The sequence below is a fragment of the Variimorphobacter saccharofermentans genome (genome assembly GCF_014174405.1).
GTDB lineage: Bacteria > Bacillota > Clostridia > Lachnospirales > Lachnospiraceae > Mobilitalea > Mobilitalea saccharofermentans.
Genome location: NZ_JACEGA010000001.1, coordinates 1965154 through 1983680, shown reverse-complemented (window position 1 = coordinate 1983680; position 18527 = coordinate 1965154). Strand labels below are relative to the sequence as shown.

The following is an 18527-nucleotide window of genomic DNA, read 5'->3' as shown; positions in this document are numbered from 1 at the left end:
ACCGAATGGTTTAATTATTTTGCTTCTACAGGGTATACACTTGCCTGTTTCTTATCTCTACCCTTACGTTCGAATTTAACTACACCATCTACTAATGCAAATAATGTATCATCTCCACCGCGTCCAACGTTTACTCCGGGATGGATCTTCGTTCCACGCTGTCTGTAAAGAATATTTCCTGCAAGAACAAATTGACCATCTGCTCTCTTAGCACCCAATCTCTTGGATTCGGAATCTCTACCATTCTTGGTAGAACCAACACCTTTTTTATGAGCGAAAAATTGAAGGTTCATTCTTAACATGGTCTACACCTCCTACAATTCTAATTACAAATCTATCGTCTGGTTACTGTGATTGAATCTCGGTAATCTTAATGTATTTGCCCTTGTATTCCTCTACCACTCCATATAGTCCAAGAGCCATAGAGCTAAGAAGCAAATTCGTGTTATTACTGATACCGGAAATCACATGAAATTCTAAAAATCCTTTTTTCTCATCCTGTTTTAATTCAAACCGATCTGAGGTAAAATTTTCAATAGAATTTATTGTATTGATTACCAGTGCTGAAACCGCTGCACACACAATATCACTACCCGCTTCCGAATAGTTCGCATGTCCATCCAATGTAAAACCAGTAATCAAGTTTTCTGCATTTTTATAAATGGATACGTTAATCATATCACCTATACCTATGCGTTAATCTTTTCGATCTTAACCTTGGTATATGGCTGTCTGTGACCGTTCTTCTTGTGATATCCGGTCTTTCTCTTGTATCTGTAGACAATCACTTTCTTGTTCTTGCCTTCTTCAACAACTGTTGCAGAAACCTTTGCGTTAGCTACAGTAGGATTACCTACTACTAATTCGCCGTTGTTTACTGCAAGTACCTGATCAAAAGTAACAGTTGCTCCTGCTTCTGCACCGAGCTTCTCAACTTTAATGATATCGCCTTCCGCTACCTTGTACTGTTTTCCACCAGTTGCAATAATTGCGTACATATGGCACCTCCTATTATCATTACTCGCCAACTATGGTGTCTGAAATTACATATTTTATTCTTATAATAAAATATTACGTCAGAACTTATACCTCGCTGTGCGGCACACTAAGTTATATTAGCATAATTACTTTATTTTGTCAACGAGTTATTTTATAAACCACTTTTATTTCTTTTTTTTCTTGTAAAGAAAAGAAAACATATTCCTATCAATGCAATGAATGCAAAGATCACTGTGAGAATGGAAGAATTATAGCCTGTAATATAAATTGATGTAGGTCCGTCAGCCCCTCCAATAATACCAATCGCACTTGCTTCCCTTACATCCATTTTTAACATATGAGATAAAAACAATGGTACCATTCTATTAAGAACCACCATACCGATCGTTGCCAATATACTTATTACTGTAATAACAATAGCAATTAATCTTACATATCTAAGTTTCATACTTACTTCTCCTTCTTATATACCTTATTTTTAAAAGGGTTATTCTCTCTTTTCTCTAATGACTTGAAAAGCAGCCTCTAATTGTGTATCAATTCCTATTCGAAAGTCCTCGTAGGTCTGAGAAATCGTGATATCCGGTTTCATTTCAATATTCTCCAAAGGCTTCCCATCATGGGTCTGACTCTCAAAAAAGCAATAACTGATAACATAGTTACCACTCGGTAACAATACTTGGGTAGATAATCCAAATCCGGACAGGGGTACTGTATTACCTACAACGGTTGCCAGATTATTTTCAAGGCATGCCAGAACAAAGCTATTCGTACTGCTGAAAATACTTTCATTACATATTACCACAACAGGAACCGAAGTTAAATACTGCTCTTTCGCTGGTTTTATTCTCCATGACCGCCATTTGGAATATCCCTCGTCTACTTCCGCACTCAATGGAGAGCTGGATATCAAATCCCATATAAATCTCAAATAGAAAATATCCTTATAGCGCTCTGATCTTCTATAATGAAATCTCTCAATATTGATTGTCTTTTTAGTTAGATAACCCAGAATATCTCGAAAGGACTCATTACCGCCCCCGTTATTACGCAGATCCAGTACGACGCCATCTACTCCGGTTTTTTTAAAATTCTCAATAGCTTCGTTGAAGGTATCTAAAATGCTCTTTGGTCTGTTATCAAAGGTATCTATTCTGATATAACCGATATTATCTTCTATATAGGAAACGGGCAGCTCATTGGTCTGCAAGCCAAAATTAATATTGTTATTGCTATAAGCTTCGTTTTGAAAAGTTACATTAGAATCCAGCGTAATTGTTTTAGACACTCCATCAGAATCCTTTAACTCTATGAGAAACTGTTCCGGATAATTCTCACTATAGAGTTCAAAATATTCATAAAAATCATTGCTTCTTAATAAAAAAGCTTTTGCACTTTCATCATTTCCTCTTCGATAAACACATCCTATCATAGTCTCTAAAATATCCATTAATGAGATATGATTGATGGATACCACCTCATATCCATTCAGCTCCGGATTTAATTTGTTTGCAACAATAATCGGGGTTCCATCTATCATTCGTATGTCAAAGGCAGAAACAATTCCATCAGAGTAAGGTGTCCAAACTCGTTCCTCCGGGGTCATGTTATATTCACTAAACCATGTATGACCATCCTTTAAGTCCGATATAAATTCATTACAGATTCGATAAAAATCCTTCCTACTGGTATTCTGATCAATTTGCGATTTATAATACTCATATTGTTGATCCCAATTGATATCCAGAACCTTTTCCTTGTATTCTAAGTTAACATAATTATTCTTTATTTCCTGGTAGATGAATTCCAAGTCCTGACGATACATTTCCTCCTGTGATAAATCCGTAGAGTAGTTCTTCAAATGCTTATCATATGGATGCTTCAATGAAATCCCAATATGGGTTTTGGCTATATATGCAGCAAATAATAGAACTACCATGAATAATATAAGTATAAAAAAGATTATTCTCTTTTTTAAAGTTCTTTTCTTCTGTTTTACTTTACAATCCATCAATCCATTACCTCAACACGTATTATATAATATCATTTTTCGTTGTAATTCTACTAGTATCTTATCTTCTCAGAAGATATACTCAATGAAATTTCGATCCTTATTATATCATCACCAGCCAATAAATGCTATACTTTTCCATCTTTTACATTAACCTAATTATCAAATCCCATATGATTATATATGAAAAGAAGGAGATGTTACATGCAAATAGCAGGGACTATTGAATTGTCCCTGCTAATGTATGATGAAACTCCCCTTCACACTATACTGATTTATTCCTTTTTAAATCGATCAGCAATCTCTTTAATAGCCGCTGCATTATCTCTGTTTACCTGAGCGATCCTGTTGATGTCATCGGCGGTTGTGGTAGTGCGTTCATTTTTATTAATAATCTCTTCCACACCGGCTTCATTATCATTGGAAGCAGCGCTTACATTCCCTATCTGGGCCTTGATGTTGGATACTGACTGTACGAATTCATCCGTTTTATCATCAATTTCATGAATTGCGGATTGAATTGTCTCCACTGAAGTACCATATCCATTTGCCATATCTACAAAATTCTCGAACTTACCAGCAATGTCTTCTTCCATAAACTGAATGATATCATTGAAGCAATCTCTTACCATCTCAATACTAAGATTTGATTCTTCAACAAGGTGTTGAATTTCTGCGGCTGTATGCGAGGAACTGTTCGCCAGATTACCAATTTCACCAGCTACTACAGCAAATCCTTTCCCTGCTTCTCCAGCTCTTGCTGCCTCAATCGATGCATTTAAAGATAAGAGATTCGTCTGTTTTGTAATCTGGAGAATTTGATTGGCCATTTCATTAATTCTCATTAACGAATGAAGTTTATCGATTGCTGTCTCAATCTCATTCTTTGTCTTATTAATTCTGTCAACACTTGTGGTAAGTGTCTCTTCCGCAATATTCCGCATACTGGTAGAAGTTTTAAGCAGCTCCTTACTCTTATTCGTACTATCATTTACTTTCTCTTCAATCTTATTAACCATTTCCGAGATATGTACGATTTCCTGACTTACCGCTTCGATTGCAGAGTTGGTGCTGATGATACTTGCAGATAGCTCCTCAGTAGTTGCTGCATTGTCTTCAACACACTCCAATAGCATCTCTGAGGAATTGCTTATGGAATAGGAACTATCATTTAAACTTGCTGAGCATGTATGTAATGTATCTGCTACACCTCGAAATGTTTTTGTAAGTGTATCTATCGCACTTGCAATCTGTCCAACTTCGTTTTTATACTTTACATATTTCATTAAGCTATTGCTTGATACTAAGTTCAAATCCTTTAATTTATTGATTTCATGCTCTACAACACCTAACGGTTTCGTACTTATTCTCACTACAATAAATGAAATGAATGAGATAAGAATAATGGATATCAGACAAGCAATTCCCAGAAGATTTCTATTGGCATTGGCCTGGGCATAGATTTCTGACTCGCTATCACTTAAAACAAGCGCCCATCCTCTCTCGGGCATATATTTATATACCGCAATATATTTTTCGCCATCCGTTCCTGTATATGCAATTGTATCAATATTCACATCCGGCTTCTCAGTAACCTTATCAATAATTGATAATAGCATCGGATCCTCGATCTGAGTCGTCATCAATTCTTCATTCTCATCAAAGATATAAGTGCCTGTATTAACATTGATAAACGTATATTTTACATTCTCTAATCCATTGATTGTCAGACTATCCAGTACCTCTTTCAGATTGGTTGCTATGGTAGCACCTCCTACTAAACCAAGAGGAGTCTTCCCATCACTATCATAAATCGGACTATACATGGATAAAACCAACTGCTTTGATGCCGGAGATACAATAATTCCAGTATTATAAACTCCTTTTGTCTTAAGTAAGGTATCTTGTAATGCTTTTAGCGGATCACCTTCTCGGGTAATTATTCCTACAACCGCCTTATTCGAATGTGCAATTACATGAGTGTTCCATTCAGAAAGATAGATTCCTTCCCATCCAACGAGATCCGCATAATATTTCTCTGTGTAGGTCTGACTTTTATTTTGTAATTCAGCATTATTAACATCTTTCAGATAGTCTATGAAAACGCCATTTTTACTGTATGATAAAAGCGTGGATTCAGAGCTTTCAATATAGGATTCAATGATCTGAGCCTTTGCTTGCATGGATGTAATCATATTATCTATTGCCGTATTCCGCATAGCCTTTGTCATATTATTATTGGAAATATAAAACAGTACCCCGATACATGATATTACTATTATGGTAATTGCAATGGTGATGCTTGTTCTTAGCTTCATGTTTTTTATCATCTTAAACATATCAGCCACCTCCGATATCTTATTTTTGTCGATCCATTTAAATCTAAATTCTAAATTTATAACAGTGAAAGCTGTTAAAATCAAAGGATATCACGAAAAATAAAACCACCTACCCTCAATTTATTTATATAATCCGAAAGAACGAAATAAGATATATACCGTTTAATCCTGTGAAACGAATAAAAACGAATATTGATAAATCCATAAAATATACCTAATTACTAATTGGTAAAAATTTTCACATAAATTATTGATAATTTTTACCATTTTCTATCTATTACTATTTTTTTACGTATTTTTCGATATATTTTCTAAATTTATTATACAATTTTATGTTATTTCTGTCAATGTAATAATAAATAAAACACAATAGTTTGGTAGTATTCACTAATACAAACTATTGTGTTTAATATTCTGTAAATTATATACATTTTACATAATTATGCAGATGGTCTTAATTCGAAGGATATTTGTAATGGTTTACATTGAACATATCTGGCATTATGATTCCCTCATATCCGGCTAAAAGCCCTGTTTCTCTAACCACTCCGATAACTTCTGTACGCGTTCAGATGTCCTGCGTTCTTCACCATTATATTTACCTAAGATCAATTCATCATGTATCTTTCCATCCATTAGAAATATAACTCGATCTGCTCTTGATGCAACTTTCGCGCTATGGGTTACCATAATAACTGTCGTTCCTTCTGAATTAACCGTATTGATGATATCCATAACTTCTTTTGATGTGCTGCTGTTGAGTGCACCAGTCGGTTCATCGCAGAATAGGATATCCGGTTGATTTATCAGCGCACGACAAATCGCTGCACGTTGTAATTGCCCACCGGACACTTTCTTAATATCATGATTTGCTACACCTTCAATTCCAGTTTTTGCTAATAATCGATCCGCATTCCGATTTATTTCCTCTCTTGACTTGGTCCTTGCTTTAAAACCCGGTAATACAATGTTGTCACGAATCGATAAGTTCTTAAGAAGATAGGAATGTTGAAATACAAATCCCATTTTATTTAACCGGATGGAGCTCATTTTATCATCATCCACTTCAGAAATATCTTTACCATATAGCATCACTTTGCCGGATGTGGGACGGTCCATGCCACTGATACTATATAACAGAGTGGATTTCCCGGAGCCGGACTGTCCCATGATAGCCAGAAATTCGCCCTCGTTAACCTTTAAATTGATATCGTTTAATACATTACTGTCTTCATAGCTTTTACACAAATTCTGAACCTCTAATGTTGTTTTCATGAATCCTCCTTAATCTCCATTTTCCAATCATAAGTTATGGCATTTTACTATTATTAACAATCGCATTAATTCTAATTTTCTTGACAGAACTCATTACAGTCCAGACAACCAGTAGTATTAAGCCCAGCAATAATATGGGATATGCAAAATATTGTACGAAAGGATTAATAATAAAATCGATCTTCGTAATTCCAAATCCAGTAAGCTGCAATGCAGTATTTACGATCCTTTCACCTAAAACATTACCCAGAACAATACCCGTTACGAGACCTAATAAGGAAACATATCCTGTTTTGATCATGTATTGAATTCTGATATCCGTTTCCGAAAATCCTATGGCTTTTAATATCGCAATCTCTGATTGTTCCTTTGCCAGACGCAGTTTTAAAAATAATACGGTAATTAGTATTGTTAATAAGGAAGCGATTATCACAATGGTTATCACTACCTTCATGAGCTGTTGTACTACGCCTCCCAATGTCTGTTGACTGAACTCCTCCATCGGATCTATGGATACTCCTGTCCCAATGATTTTTGACCATTCCTTTGATTGCTGTTCTACATTTGTAGCATCATTTAAATCAACTGAAAATGCATATTTTTCAGCGTTAAGTTCCGGGAAATTATATTTTGACTTTGCAGTATAACCACCACTGGTTACATCCTGATAGATACCGGAGATTATAAATTCCTTCTCCTTGGAAGCATAGAATAGCATTATGGTATCTCCGACTTTTTTATCAATTTCCCTGGCATTCAGGTAGGATATCGCTATTTCATCCGGTGCCTGTGGTGTTCTCCCATGAAGATACTGTAATCCGTTGCCTTCATGTTCCCCACAGTCAATATGCAAATTCATAGGTTTCTTCTCAGAATTAGTCGTATGGACACGTACTCTTCTACTTTCATAATACTGTTGAATTACATTACTTTCATCTAATACCTGCTTCACTTTCTGATATCCAGTTTCCAGATGTACTCCATTATCAATTTCTATCAGGATATCTTCTGGTGAGCATCCCATGTAAGTAATGAATTCAGGTGATTGAAAGGTACCTACCAGATTAATTGATATCATAATCATAAACACAGCAATGGATGACACGGTAAATATTATGATCCAGTTTTTAAAGTGGAAGAAGACCTCTCGGATCCCCAACAGCCAATTCACAGGCAGTATCTTGGATTTGTACATTCCATCCTTCGTTTTCCCTTGTTTCCTTTCAAAGCCTTTTCCAGTGACTAAAGTATCTACAACAGTTACCCCTTTGATTTTCTTCAAAATCCTTTTGCAATAAAAGGTGATCAATAGAAATACCAAGTAAGCGGCAACCGCAGATGCTACCAATGCTAAAGGAGATATTCGAATAGAGCCAAAGGTAGTGTGAATATGCTGTGTAAAAAGCTTATTCGTCAGCAATACAATCAGATAACCTATGAATACTCCTGTAAAAGCTAATACACGGTATTTTCCAAGATAAAGTGCTCTGATGTCCGCAAATGGTATTCCAATCGCCTTCATGGTACCAATTTCTTTCATTTCCTCTTCCAATGCAGCCAATATGGTAAATTTAATGCAAATAAGCGCAACAAACACCAAAAGTATACTTACCAGGATCAGTACAAATACGGTAGTAATATCCGTAAATGCACTCATAAGAAAGATCATTGTGTAAGTGACAGCCTGACCATTCTGTGGCAATTTGGCATTTTCATAAGCTGTTTGAAAGGTATTAGCCAGATCTGTATTCGTTAAATATACTTCAATCAAATACTCCTTCTCTCCGACCCTGTCTTTCAGTGCTTCATAATCGCTATCACTTAATAATATTCTTGTAGAAGAACACATGGAGGAATTCATTTGAGAATCCAATATGAATTCTTTAATAACAAACTCCTTTTTTACCTCATTGGAATTAAGAATAATGTGATCTCCTATGTCCATATCGTACATTTCCTTTAATAATACAGGCATACCAATTTCACCTTCTTGAAGGATTACCTTTTCATGCTCTGCATTTAACAGCAAATCCTTTGAAGTGTTTTGCTTGACCATTCCTATGTCTAAGCGACAGTCGGATAGATTAAGGTATTTTTCGTTATTTACTACTGTTAACTCTTCTCCATATACATTAATCATTGCCACTGTCTGCCAGTCTGTTACCTCTTCCTGTTCTTTCATAAATGCATCAATTTCATCCTGATTCATTTCACCTTTATGCATTTGAAGAAAATGCGGCGGCTGGGCTGTTCCATATAATTCATTTATGGATGCTATGGTCTGTACCGCCATTATTACAGAAAGAGTCGCTAAAGCTGCAGAAAAAACAATAAATAATAGTAAAGCAGCATGAATCGTCTTATTCCTTTTCAAATCATTTTTAATCATGAACCATTTCATATGCTCTCCCCTTCATGTTGACTATTTCACCTATTATTACTTTGCCTTCTCTTCATTCTGTTACTTCATCCCGTCCATATTTTCTGATTCAGCGCTCTTTTTCAGTAATAGCTGCATACAGTATCCCTCCGGAAGCTCCAGCATTTTTTCCAGCATTGAAAATAATGCTTCCATAATACTATGCTTGGAATCTTCATCCATAACAAAGATTCCTTCATCCAACAAAGTTAAGGAGGCCGCTAAAAAAATCTGCATATACTGCAAAGGATATTTGCTATGCCATACTTTTTTTTCATTTCCCTCTTTAATCAGCTTCTCCAATATGGGAGCCATAGCAGTCACTGTCTGAGAGAGTACCTTTTGATGGAACAAAGCGTTTTCTGGTTTATGCAGACTATCCAACTCAACACTGTTCGCCTTTTCTTCAATTCGCATTGCCATAAAGAGATCCATCAGCTTTTCTTCAGGTGACATATCCTTCTTCTGAAGAACCGCTTCCGCTCTGCTGGTAATTATGTCCGTATACTTTGCAACGATTGCATCCATTACTTCTTCCTTCGATTTGAAATAATAATAAAATGTCCCTTTTGCTATACCTACCTTTTTCAATATGTCATTCACCGTACACTTATCATAGCCCTTGGTTTCAAATAACTGCTCCGCTGTATCAATAATCTCGCTTCTTCGTTCATCGTATTCCTTAATAACTCTCATCTTATTTATTACCTCCTAAGAGTACTTTAATATAATTATAGACCGACGGTCGGTCTATAATTATATTAAAGCATTCATCTTAATTTGTCAATCTATATTTTTACTGTTTGATCTGTTAAATTTTATACCCTAAAAGCAGAAAATCTCTCCGAAATTCCTGTATGGTTACGGTGTTAAAAGTCATCGAATTAGAACCTTAACACAGTAACTCGAATAGGAAATTCGGAGAGATATCGTGAATTATTGAGCAATATCACATAAGGTTGCATCAATAAAATCTACAAGCTTATCTCTCGGAATACATAGTTGACATCCTCTTACTCCGGCACTGACTGTGATTTCGTCATATAGGATTGCTGTTTCATCGATATAGGTCGGAAATTTCTTCTTCATTCCAATGGGGGAACATCCGCCACGAATATATCCGGTGATTCCAAGCAAGTCCTTAACATGCAACATCTCAATTTTTTTATCACCTATGATAGCAGCAGCTTTTTTCAGATTTATCTCGAGATTAACAGGAATACAGAAAACCACAATTCCTTTCTTTTCTCCCTTCGCAACGAGTGTTTTAAAAACCTGTTCTGCAGGCATTCCAATTAATTCAGCCACATGCTCCCCGGCAAGATTGTTCTCATCCACTTCATATTCCATTGCTTTATAAGGGATATTTGCCTGATCAAGTAATCTCATCACATTCGTTTTTATCATTTGATCAATACTTCCTTTCGAACTTCTTTACGCCTCGGTTGTTTTTATGAGCTCCTGTACCTGCTCATGGAGTGGTTTACGAACTTTTTTTCTCGTAACCTCCACTAAACCCAATGCAGTCATATCCACTAAGGTCGTCTTTATCGGATCTTTTTTGAGATATTCTTCGAACTCCTCCATCAGAAGCTCTTTGTCTTTGGTAAGTTCCATATCAATAAAATCAATGATTATAATACCGGAAAGATTGCGTAAGCGAATTTGCTTCGCAATTTCTTTCGCGGCTTCACGGTTTACCTTAAGGAAGGTTTCCTGTACCTTCTTTTTTCCAGCAATTGCTTTGCCCGTATTAACATCAATCACCGTCAAGGCTTCCGTGGGCTGAATGACGAGGCTTCCCCCCGATTTCAGCCAAACCATTGGGCGAATCGCATGATTCAATCGTTCATTAATACCATATAGATTACCAAGGCTAAGAGTCTGATCATCATAAAATCGAAGCTTCTCTTTATCCTCTGCTTGATACCTTTCTAGGTAATTACGAATATGGTCATATAGCTCCTTATCATCCGTGATAAATTCATCGACATGATCTGCATAACCGTCTCGAATATCACAGATATAGTTCGGAGGTGTTTGATACAACAAGGAGAACCGGCTTTTATGAACTCCGTACTTTCGTATGTCTTCATAGTCCTGAATTAACTTATTTATTTCATTGATTATCTTCTCTTCCGGCATATAAGCCGCATTGGTCCTAATAATAAAGCCATATTCGCTGCTTTCAAATTGCTTCGCGATATTCTTAAGACGAATACGCTCCTTTTCCTCCGATATTTTAGAAGAAACACCAATGATTCGTTTCCCATAGGTTAATGCCACATATTTTCCGGTAAAATTCAAATTGGAACTTACTACCGGAGCTTTGGTTTTTACCTCTTCCTTGACAACCTGTACCAAAAGCTCATCTCCAACCTTAACCTTCGTTTCTGTAAGCCTTCCTTCCACTTCCTTCTCCTGAGTCTGATTCGCAAGGATGGGATACCGGTTCTCATCAAGGGAATAATAGCACATTCTTCCTTCTGCAATCTCCACAAAGGCTGCATTTATATTTTTCACTATATTTTTCACCTTGCCGAGATAAATATTCCCAAGTATTCCTTCTTCCTCCGATGCATTAAGGGATACCTGTACCATATCCTTTCCCTCAAAGAACGCAGAAATTATGGTATTGTCCTGTCTCGTAATAACCAGCTTATTTTCCATATCTGGTCCTCCATCGCAATCCTAATCTATATACAGTAAGCCACAATCTATTATAATCTTCTTTCATTTCAACAGATATCTGTATCATTATCGCTCTAACTGGTCAAGAGAAATCTGCTTACCGTTTTCATCTCTTGTATAAGTTTCTATCCGATGTACCTGCCATGCGAATTTTTCATATGGCAAACCAATATAATCGTAGAACGCTTCCATCACTAGCTCGGGCTTTAAATTGGATGCACTTCCGGTATCAAGCTGTAAGTATACCTTTATTCCGTTCTCATATACATCTGCAACACTTTTTACCTCTTTCACCACGGCTACGGACGCAGGTACGGTAATGCTCTCCTGTCGGATTACTTCCTTAAGCTTGTCCTTATATTCCTCTTCACGAAATGCTGTCAGAGTAATCATTGGTCGAATATCAACGGCTTTTTCACTGGTCTTCGTTTTTTTATCAACAATAATCTCCTTTTCAGATAAAAACCTTAGCCATGCATTTTGGAATTCTTTGATTCGAAACCCATTTCCAATTTCATAACCATCCTTCAAGGAAACAAGATAATCAGCAGATGCCACCAGGGACATTGCCGTAATTACTTTCTTGTTCTCTTCCGGATCCAGTAAATGCCGAAAGCCTATGACACGAAAACCTTCGGTCATTACAGCATTCATCCGATTAATCATGGTATCCGGATCATCGCTGGAAAGCAACTGGGCGTCCAGATATTCACCGTCACTGGTTAAGCCCACCCCAAGAGGCGCTGCAAAGGACATGATCTGATGGGGATTGAAGCCCTTTGATAGTTCATTATCAATGTTCGCTCTTCGAAAGGCTTTCTGAAAATATCTCATTACGTCTAAATGTCCGATGAACTTCATCGCACCATATTTTTGAAATTTAATTCGTACCTTCATCGGACACCTCCTCGTTCCTTATATCCGAAGCATCGGAATGCATATTAATGTCCAAGCCTTGTTCCTGATTATCATAGCAAACACCACCACCGTACTTTTTAACACCACAATTAGCACAAGCCTGTCTGCAATTCGGAGTTACCTTTTCCTCAATAGCACGCTTATATTCACGTAACAGGAACTGTTTGGATACTCCCGCATCGATGATATCCCAAGGGAACACCTCGTCTTCACCACGTTCTCTGGTATTATAAAAATCGATCTCAATCTGATTATCCGAAAAGGCTTTCAGCCATTTATCATAATCAAAAAACTCGCTCCAGGAATCAAATAGACATCCTGCCTTATAAGCACTATAGATCACCTTGCTGACACGCCTGTCCCCTCTGGCCATAACCCCTTCCAGAATAGTCTGCTTCGCCTCATGCCAGTTGTATTTAATGCTCTTACGATTAAGCTGTTCATTCATCTTATCCCGTAAATACCTGGCTTTACGGATAAATTCTTCTGCTGTATCCATTTTAGACCATTGGAACGGAGTAAAAGGCTTAGGAACAAAGAAGGAGGAGCTGGAGGTGATACTTACCTTTCCATTTCTTTGATCCTTCGGAATGGTATAATATTCTCTCGCAATCCGATCTGATAGAACCGCTATTCCTTCAATATCTTCTTCCGTTTCCGTAGGCAATCCCAGCATAAAGTAGAGCTTCACCTTATTCCACCCACTCTGGAATGCCTTCATTGCACCATCCAAAATGGCTTCTTCCGTAAGCCCTTTATTTATAACATTACGCAATCGTTGGGTTCCTGCCTCCGGAGCAAAAGTCAGGCTACTCTTTCTAACATCCTGCACCTTACTCATAACATCCAGAGCAAATGCATCAATTCGCAAGGAAGGAAGGGATATATTCACTCCCTTTGAACCAAATTCATCAATCAGGAAATAGACAAGCTCCTGTAGCTGGGAGTAATCACTGGAGCTTAATGAACTCAGAGATATTTCTTCATGTCCAGTGGATTGAAGCATTTCATAAGCACACCGTTTTAGGTACTCCAAATCCCGTTCTCTGGTAGGGCGGTAAATCATACCAGCCTGACAGAATCTGCAGCCGCGGATACAGCCTCTCTGTATCTCAAGTACCACACGGTCCTGTGTCGCTTTAATAAAGGGAACCACTGGTTTTGTGGGATAATATGCTTCGCTAAGGTGCATTTCCACTTGTTTCTTTACTTTTTCAGGTGCAGCGGAATTATTCGTCGTATAGCTCTCGATAGTATAATCTTCCTTATAATTTACATCATAAAAAGCGGGCACATACATTCCTTCAATCTTCGCTACCCGCTCCAAATATTCTTTTCTGGATTGTCCTGCGCGTTTGCACTCCTTATAAGCATCAAGTATTTCATCGTATACTGTTTCCCCTTCCCCTATATAGAAGAAATCAAAGAAATCTGCTATAGGTTCCGGATTATAGCTACAGGGTCCGCCACCAATGACAATAGGATCATCTTCGCCACGATCCTTGGCATAAATCGGGATTTGTGACAATTCCAAAATCTGCAGGATATTGGTATAACACATCTCATACTGAAGAGTAATTCCAAGAAAATCAAAATCTTTTATTGGATCCTGGCTTTCCAGCGCAAACAAAGGAATCTTCTTCTCCCTCATTATTTTGTCTAAATCCACCCATGGAGAATAGACTCTTTCACAATAAGTATCCGTTCTACGGTTCAATATATCGTATAAAATCTGTATACCCAAATGAGACATTCCAATCTCATATACATCAGGGAAACACATACAAAATCGAATATCTACTTCTTTCGGGTTTTTCACCTGCATGTTAACCTCTCCGCCAATATATCTAGCAGGCTTTTCCACCATTAATAATATTTCATCCGAAAGTGCTAATTTTCTCATTCCTTAAGTCCTTTCCTTCATTTCTACCCGTTATTATAACTGAAGTGTAACAAAATTACAACGAACAAAAAGAAGTCGAAGACATTTGTCTATATACTGGATTACTGTTCTGTCTACCTTCTGATGGATGACTCAGTTCAACAGCAGGTGTACTTTCGGTATACTACTGAAACCAGGATACTAATATATTCTCCAGTTCCTCTATTACATTTTTACCAGTAACATACTCTTGAATGATGTTATGGTTTAATACTCCCACCTTAAAATCAAATTTATCTATTAAAAATATAAATAGGAAGATCACCACTGCGCATACCATACGGATGATTAATGACCGATAGGAAGCAATTTCCTGAGGGCTGTTTTCCAATTTCTCATTATTATTCTCAACCAGGACAATGGGTGTTTCCTTATCGGTATTTCTGGATGTTATTTTATTACTATCTGAAACACTGCTCGTATCCGGATCGGTTTCCTGGCTGTCATAATTTACATAGTTCACATCATAGGGTTTACTATATATCTGAACCGCACTCAGCTGACGCAAACACGCCTCTCTTGCCTGTCTTATATATTCAGCGCGTGATAACCCTGTGGATAAATGATCAAAGGAAACTACCGGATTCAGATTCTCCTGAATAGCTACATCATAGCTCTGTAGTTTATCTGCCTGGTAATCACGATATCCATTGTTTCTTACTGTATTATCATAACCACTTAAGAATAAATTCTCATTCATATTATTCGATAGATTTTTTTCTATTTGACGTACCATAGTATCTTCAATCTTAGAATCCATCGAGTACCTCCTTATGCCAGGCAAAGCTTGTTTTCTTGATTCATTATATTAAAGCATTGTATACATTATTACTGATATAATAAATGTTTGACATTATCATAAAATGGAAATATAATGATGATGTATTACAGATGGTAACATTAATAAATTAGAAAAAGAAAGGCGGGTTTTTTTGCTACTTGTGTCTGTAAATTAGATGGAAGCAACTTCATAGTTGTTAAGGCTTAGAGCTTCAGGGTTCGAACCCTGTTTTTCGTATGCCTATTATTCGTATGTTTTATTACGAATAACAACGTCTATCCTACAGATTGCATAACCCCCATTCTGAACCAATCACATTTGGAATGATTCTGTCCTCGGGAGCTTTCTATCTGTTTATCCCATCGATAAACTAAGGTAGACGTTGTTCGCGGCTTTTTTGATTCTGCTCTTAAGCCTTTCTATACTTAAGGAACGCATGAACAAAGACATTAATCAAAAGGAAAGGGAATGTAACAAATGAACGTGATTGAAACTAAGAATTTAACAAAAACCTATCGACGTTTTCAGAAGGACGCAGGATTAAAAGGCAGTGTAAAATCCCTGTTTAAACGGGAATATATCACGAAAATTGCTGTAAATGAGTTTGATTTTACTGTTCATGAGGGGGAATTCATCGGACTCATTGGGCCAAACGGTGCTGGTAAGACCACCTTGGTTAAGATGCTGACAGGTATCGTGGCTCCTACCTCTGGTGAAATCTCTGTGGCAGGATATTATCCTAATAAACTGGAGAACGCATTTAAAAAACAATACGCTGTTGTTATGGGCCAGAAAAGTCAATTATTCTTTGAACTCTCTGCAGCAGATACATTCTTATTATTTAAGGAATTATATCATATTCCGGATAAGGAATACCAGGATAACCTGAATTATTTCATAGAGCTGTTCGGAGTTCGCGATCTAATGAATGTTCAGGTACGTACCCTCTCTCTGGGGGAACGGATGAAGCTGGAACTGATTGTTGCTCTACTTCATAATCCGAAGATATTGTTTCTTGATGAACCTACTATTGGTTTGGATGCTATTGCCCAAAAGCAAATTCGTAAATTTCTTAAGGAAGTAAACGAAACAAAAGGAACCACTATTTTATTAACATCTCATTACATGGAAGACATAAAATCATTATGTAAACGATGTGTGGTAATAAATGGGGGGACTAAGCTATATGACGGTGATACTGATACCTTATTTCATAAATATCAGACTCATAAAAAAATATCAATCTCCTTTGAGCATGAGGAGACCTGTAAGCTTGATCAGGATTATACCATATTAGAGGAAACTCCATATAAGCTCACCTTACTGATCCGTAAGGAGCAATCACAAAAACTGTTAAAGGATATATTGGACCGTTATGAATTAAGTGATATTACTATCGAGGAGGAAGATATCGGTAACGTCGTAGAGCGAATTTATAACGATAAGAACGAGGTGTTAGAATGAAAAAATATTTAGAAATATCAAAATTATTCTTTAAATTACAGCTGGCATGGCGTTTTGATATTGCAATCAATGTATTTCTCACCATTGTTAAGATCGTGTCGGCCTATTTGATCTGGAATAACATATTCGGTACCCGAGAGCTGGTCTCAGGCTTCACCTTCCATACCATGCTATCCTACTATATCATCAATTCCTTCCTGTCACAGCTGGATATGTCGGATCGTGTCAGCAACGAAATCAGCTTCAGAATAAGAGGTGGTACCTTTTCAAAATATATGGTTATTCCGGCAAATATTCAGGGCTATTTCGTATCCCAGACCTTTGGTACCTCTGTATTTTACCTGGTCTTTAACCTGATTGCAGCCATTGTATGGATTTTCATATTTCAAATAAAATTTGCTATTACAAATAACCCATTTCATATTGCTGCTGCTCTACTTATAGCATTATTAGGAATATTATTTATGATACAGCTGAATTACTTCCTTGGTCTATTGACCTTAAAATTCGAAGACATTTATCTGTTTTTAATGATTAAGAATAATATCCTGCTATTTGTAACAGGTGTTATGATTCCATTGGTCTTATTACCGGAGAAGATAGTAGGGGCTATGAAATTCTTACCCTTCTACTACCTGACTTATTTACCCTCCATGCTCTTTATTGGCAGAAATGAAGGAGAAATCCTATTAGGATTTATTGTGTTGCCTATATGGATTGTACTATTCTTACTAATCAATAAATATACTTATGAAATGCTTCGCGTGAGATATGACGGGGTGGGAATATGAGAAATAGTAAATTTATCTTAACTTTAATCAAAATGAAGCTATCCAAAATGATGGTATTCCGTTTGTCCTTCTTTGGTGCTTTCTTTGTGGATGGTACACTATTTTTGATGCAGCTATTACTTTATCAGGCTATCTATTCACAAGTAGACACCATAGGCGGATGGGAACGGGGAGAAATGATTATCTTTATCGGAACCTTTTCACTAATCAATGCATTGAATATGGTGATCTTCTTCTTTGGTACCAATGATATAGGAGTAAAGATCAAAAACGGGGATTTGGATCATTACCTGACTAAACCGGTTAATCCACTACTTCGTTTGTCCTTAGAAAACGTGGACCCCGGTTCAATCCCTTTGATATTTGCCAGCATCATAATCATTTTATATGGTGTTAATAATCTTAAGATCGTTGTTACTCCTGGAAAATTCATTGCTTATTTCCTATTTGTCCTATTGATGACCTTGCTGTGGTATGATTTGATGGTGATTTCCAGAACTATCTCATTCTTTACCATTTCAGCGGTTAATATGGGACTATTAAGTGATACCGTTCTTGAGCTTTGCATGAAGATACCCGGCACCCTCTTTCATGGTATCTATAAGGTGATATTCTACTTTATCCTACCTTATGGAATTATGTCGACTCTTCCCACAGAATTCATAGCGGGTAAACTTTCTCCGGCAGGTATTACGTACGGCTGCTTGATCGTAGTACTATTCACTGCTTTCACCCTTTGGTTCTGGAAGCTTGGTGTAAAGAATTATAAAAGCGCCAGCAGTTAAATCGTAGTAATGGATATGACTCAAATTAACAAATTCATTGAAAATTGAAATCTTTTCGCTTATAATGACAATAGTTATGAAAGAAAATATGGAAATACCGAAAGAAAACAGT

The 18527-nt window shown here is 36.9% G+C and carries 17 protein-coding genes; 3 read left to right on the top strand and 14 right to left on the bottom strand.

Translation table 11 applies throughout. The annotated features are described in order from the left end of the window. Positions 1-14: 14 nt before the first annotated feature. The 14 genes from rpmA to H0486_RS08610 form a co-directional block, all read right to left on the bottom strand. Entirely contained in the window at positions 15-302 is a 288-nt protein-coding gene (rpmA, locus tag H0486_RS08675) for a 50S ribosomal protein L27 (RefSeq protein WP_197661196.1), read from the bottom strand. Positions 303-345: 43 nt separating this feature from the next. Continuing rightward, positions 346-678: a ribosomal-processing cysteine protease Prp gene (locus H0486_RS08670; RefSeq protein WP_228352622.1), complete on the bottom strand. Its 333-nt coding sequence runs from the start codon at positions 676-678 to the stop codon at positions 346-348. A gap of 11 nt (positions 679-689) precedes the next feature. After that, the gene (gene rplU, locus H0486_RS08665) at positions 690-998 is read right to left on the bottom strand and encodes a 50S ribosomal protein L21 (RefSeq protein WP_228352621.1); all 309 of its coding nucleotides are present in this window, start codon (positions 996-998) and stop codon (positions 690-692) included. Positions 999-1150: 152 nt separating this feature from the next. Then, positions 1151-1447: an LPXTG cell wall anchor domain-containing protein gene (locus H0486_RS08660; protein ID WP_228352620.1), complete on the bottom strand. Its 297-nt coding sequence runs from the start codon at positions 1445-1447 to the stop codon at positions 1151-1153. Positions 1448-1486: 39 nt separating this feature from the next. Beyond that, positions 1487-3010, bottom strand: coding sequence for a S41 family peptidase (locus H0486_RS08655; RefSeq protein WP_228352619.1), 1524 nt, complete (start codon positions 3008-3010; stop codon positions 1487-1489). 275 nt (positions 3011-3285) lie between these two features. Next, positions 3286-5349, bottom strand: a complete 2064-nt coding sequence (locus H0486_RS08650; RefSeq protein WP_228352618.1) for a methyl-accepting chemotaxis protein — start codon at positions 5347-5349, stop codon at positions 3286-3288. A 522-nt stretch (positions 5350-5871) separates the two neighbouring features. Further along, positions 5872-6624: an ABC transporter ATP-binding protein gene (locus H0486_RS08645; RefSeq protein ID WP_228352617.1), complete on the bottom strand. Its 753-nt coding sequence runs from the start codon at positions 6622-6624 to the stop codon at positions 5872-5874. Positions 6625-6658: 34 nt separating this feature from the next. After that, on the bottom strand, positions 6659-9025 hold the full coding sequence (locus H0486_RS08640; protein WP_228352616.1) for an ABC transporter permease: 2367 nt from the start codon (positions 9023-9025) through the stop codon (positions 6659-6661). Positions 9026-9085: 60 nt separating this feature from the next. Then, entirely contained in the window at positions 9086-9739 is a 654-nt protein-coding gene (locus H0486_RS08635) for a TetR/AcrR family transcriptional regulator (protein WP_228352615.1), read from the bottom strand. A gap of 240 nt (positions 9740-9979) precedes the next feature. Continuing rightward, positions 9980-10450 (bottom strand): Cys-tRNA(Pro) deacylase, encoded by a 471-nt coding sequence (gene ybaK / locus H0486_RS08630; protein ID WP_228352614.1) that lies wholly within the window; start codon positions 10448-10450, stop codon positions 9980-9982. A 27-nt stretch (positions 10451-10477) separates the two neighbouring features. Beyond that, positions 10478-11713 (bottom strand): ribonuclease E/G, encoded by a 1236-nt coding sequence (locus H0486_RS08625; protein WP_228352613.1) that lies wholly within the window; start codon positions 11711-11713, stop codon positions 10478-10480. An 87-nt stretch (positions 11714-11800) separates the two neighbouring features. Then, a complete protein-coding gene (locus H0486_RS08620) occupies positions 11801-12631 on the bottom strand; it encodes a TIGR03936 family radical SAM-associated protein (RefSeq protein ID WP_228352612.1) in 831 nt (276 codons plus the stop codon). Beyond that, entirely contained in the window at positions 12615-14555 is a 1941-nt protein-coding gene (locus H0486_RS08615) for a TIGR03960 family B12-binding radical SAM protein (protein WP_228352611.1), read from the bottom strand. The genes H0486_RS08620 and H0486_RS08615 overlap by 17 nt, the downstream gene beginning before the upstream one ends. A gap of 163 nt (positions 14556-14718) precedes the next feature. Further along, on the bottom strand, positions 14719-15354 hold the full coding sequence (locus tag H0486_RS08610; RefSeq protein WP_228352610.1) for a hypothetical protein: 636 nt from the start codon (positions 15352-15354) through the stop codon (positions 14719-14721). A 498-nt stretch (positions 15355-15852) separates the two neighbouring features. Here H0486_RS08610 and H0486_RS08605 point away from each other — a divergent pair, with 498 nt between their 5' ends. Genes H0486_RS08605 through H0486_RS08595 form a run of 3 tightly spaced genes read left to right on the top strand, consistent with a single transcriptional unit; the run spans position 15853 to position 18415 of the window. Further along, entirely contained in the window at positions 15853-16839 is a 987-nt protein-coding gene (locus H0486_RS08605) for an ABC transporter ATP-binding protein (protein WP_228352609.1), read from the top strand. Beyond that, positions 16836-17630, top strand: a complete 795-nt coding sequence (locus H0486_RS08600) for an ABC transporter permease (RefSeq protein WP_228352608.1) — start codon at positions 16836-16838, stop codon at positions 17628-17630. Before H0486_RS08605 ends, H0486_RS08600 begins: the two co-directional genes overlap by 4 nt. Next, positions 17627-18415, top strand: a complete 789-nt coding sequence (locus H0486_RS08595; RefSeq protein WP_228352607.1) for an ABC transporter permease — start codon at positions 17627-17629, stop codon at positions 18413-18415. Before H0486_RS08600 ends, H0486_RS08595 begins: the two co-directional genes overlap by 4 nt. Positions 18416-18527 lie beyond the last annotated feature (112 nt).

Bases quoted from the DNA above. Each gene is read 5' to 3' on its own strand.
- rpmA (WP_197661196.1), bottom strand. From the start codon at position 302: ATGTTAAGAATGAACCTTCAATTTTTCGCTCATAAAAAAGGTGTTGGT.
- H0486_RS08670 (WP_228352622.1), bottom strand. From the start codon at position 678: ATGATTAACGTATCCATTTATAAAAATGCAGAAAACTTGATTACTGGT.
- rplU (WP_228352621.1), bottom strand. From the start codon at position 998: ATGTACGCAATTATTGCAACTGGTGGAAAACAGTACAAGGTAGCGGAA.
- H0486_RS08660 (WP_228352620.1), bottom strand. From the start codon at position 1,447: ATGAAACTTAGATATGTAAGATTAATTGCTATTGTTATTACAGTAATA.
- H0486_RS08655 (WP_228352619.1), bottom strand. From the start codon at position 3,010: ATGGATTGTAAAGTAAAACAGAAGAAAAGAACTTTAAAAAAGAGAATA.
- H0486_RS08650 (WP_228352618.1), bottom strand. From the start codon at position 5,349: ATGTTTAAGATGATAAAAAACATGAAGCTAAGAACAAGCATCACCATT.
- H0486_RS08645 (WP_228352617.1), bottom strand. From the start codon at position 6,624: ATGAAAACAACATTAGAGGTTCAGAATTTGTGTAAAAGCTATGAAGAC.
- H0486_RS08640 (WP_228352616.1), bottom strand. From the start codon at position 9,025: ATGAAATGGTTCATGATTAAAAATGATTTGAAAAGGAATAAGACGATT.
- H0486_RS08635 (WP_228352615.1), bottom strand. From the start codon at position 9,739: ATGAGAGTTATTAAGGAATACGATGAACGAAGAAGCGAGATTATTGAT.
- ybaK (WP_228352614.1), bottom strand. From the start codon at position 10,450: ATGATAAAAACGAATGTGATGAGATTACTTGATCAGGCAAATATCCCT.
- H0486_RS08625 (WP_228352613.1), bottom strand. From the start codon at position 11,713: ATGGAAAATAAGCTGGTTATTACGAGACAGGACAATACCATAATTTCT.
- H0486_RS08620 (WP_228352612.1), bottom strand. From the start codon at position 12,631: ATGAAGGTACGAATTAAATTTCAAAAATATGGTGCGATGAAGTTCATC.
- H0486_RS08615 (WP_228352611.1), bottom strand. From the start codon at position 14,555: ATGAGAAAATTAGCACTTTCGGATGAAATATTATTAATGGTGGAAAAG.
- H0486_RS08610 (WP_228352610.1), bottom strand. From the start codon at position 15,354: ATGGATTCTAAGATTGAAGATACTATGGTACGTCAAATAGAAAAAAAT.
- H0486_RS08605 (WP_228352609.1), top strand. From the start codon at position 15,853: ATGAACGTGATTGAAACTAAGAATTTAACAAAAACCTATCGACGTTTT.
- H0486_RS08600 (WP_228352608.1), top strand. From the start codon at position 16,836: ATGAAAAAATATTTAGAAATATCAAAATTATTCTTTAAATTACAGCTG.
- H0486_RS08595 (WP_228352607.1), top strand. From the start codon at position 17,627: ATGAGAAATAGTAAATTTATCTTAACTTTAATCAAAATGAAGCTATCC.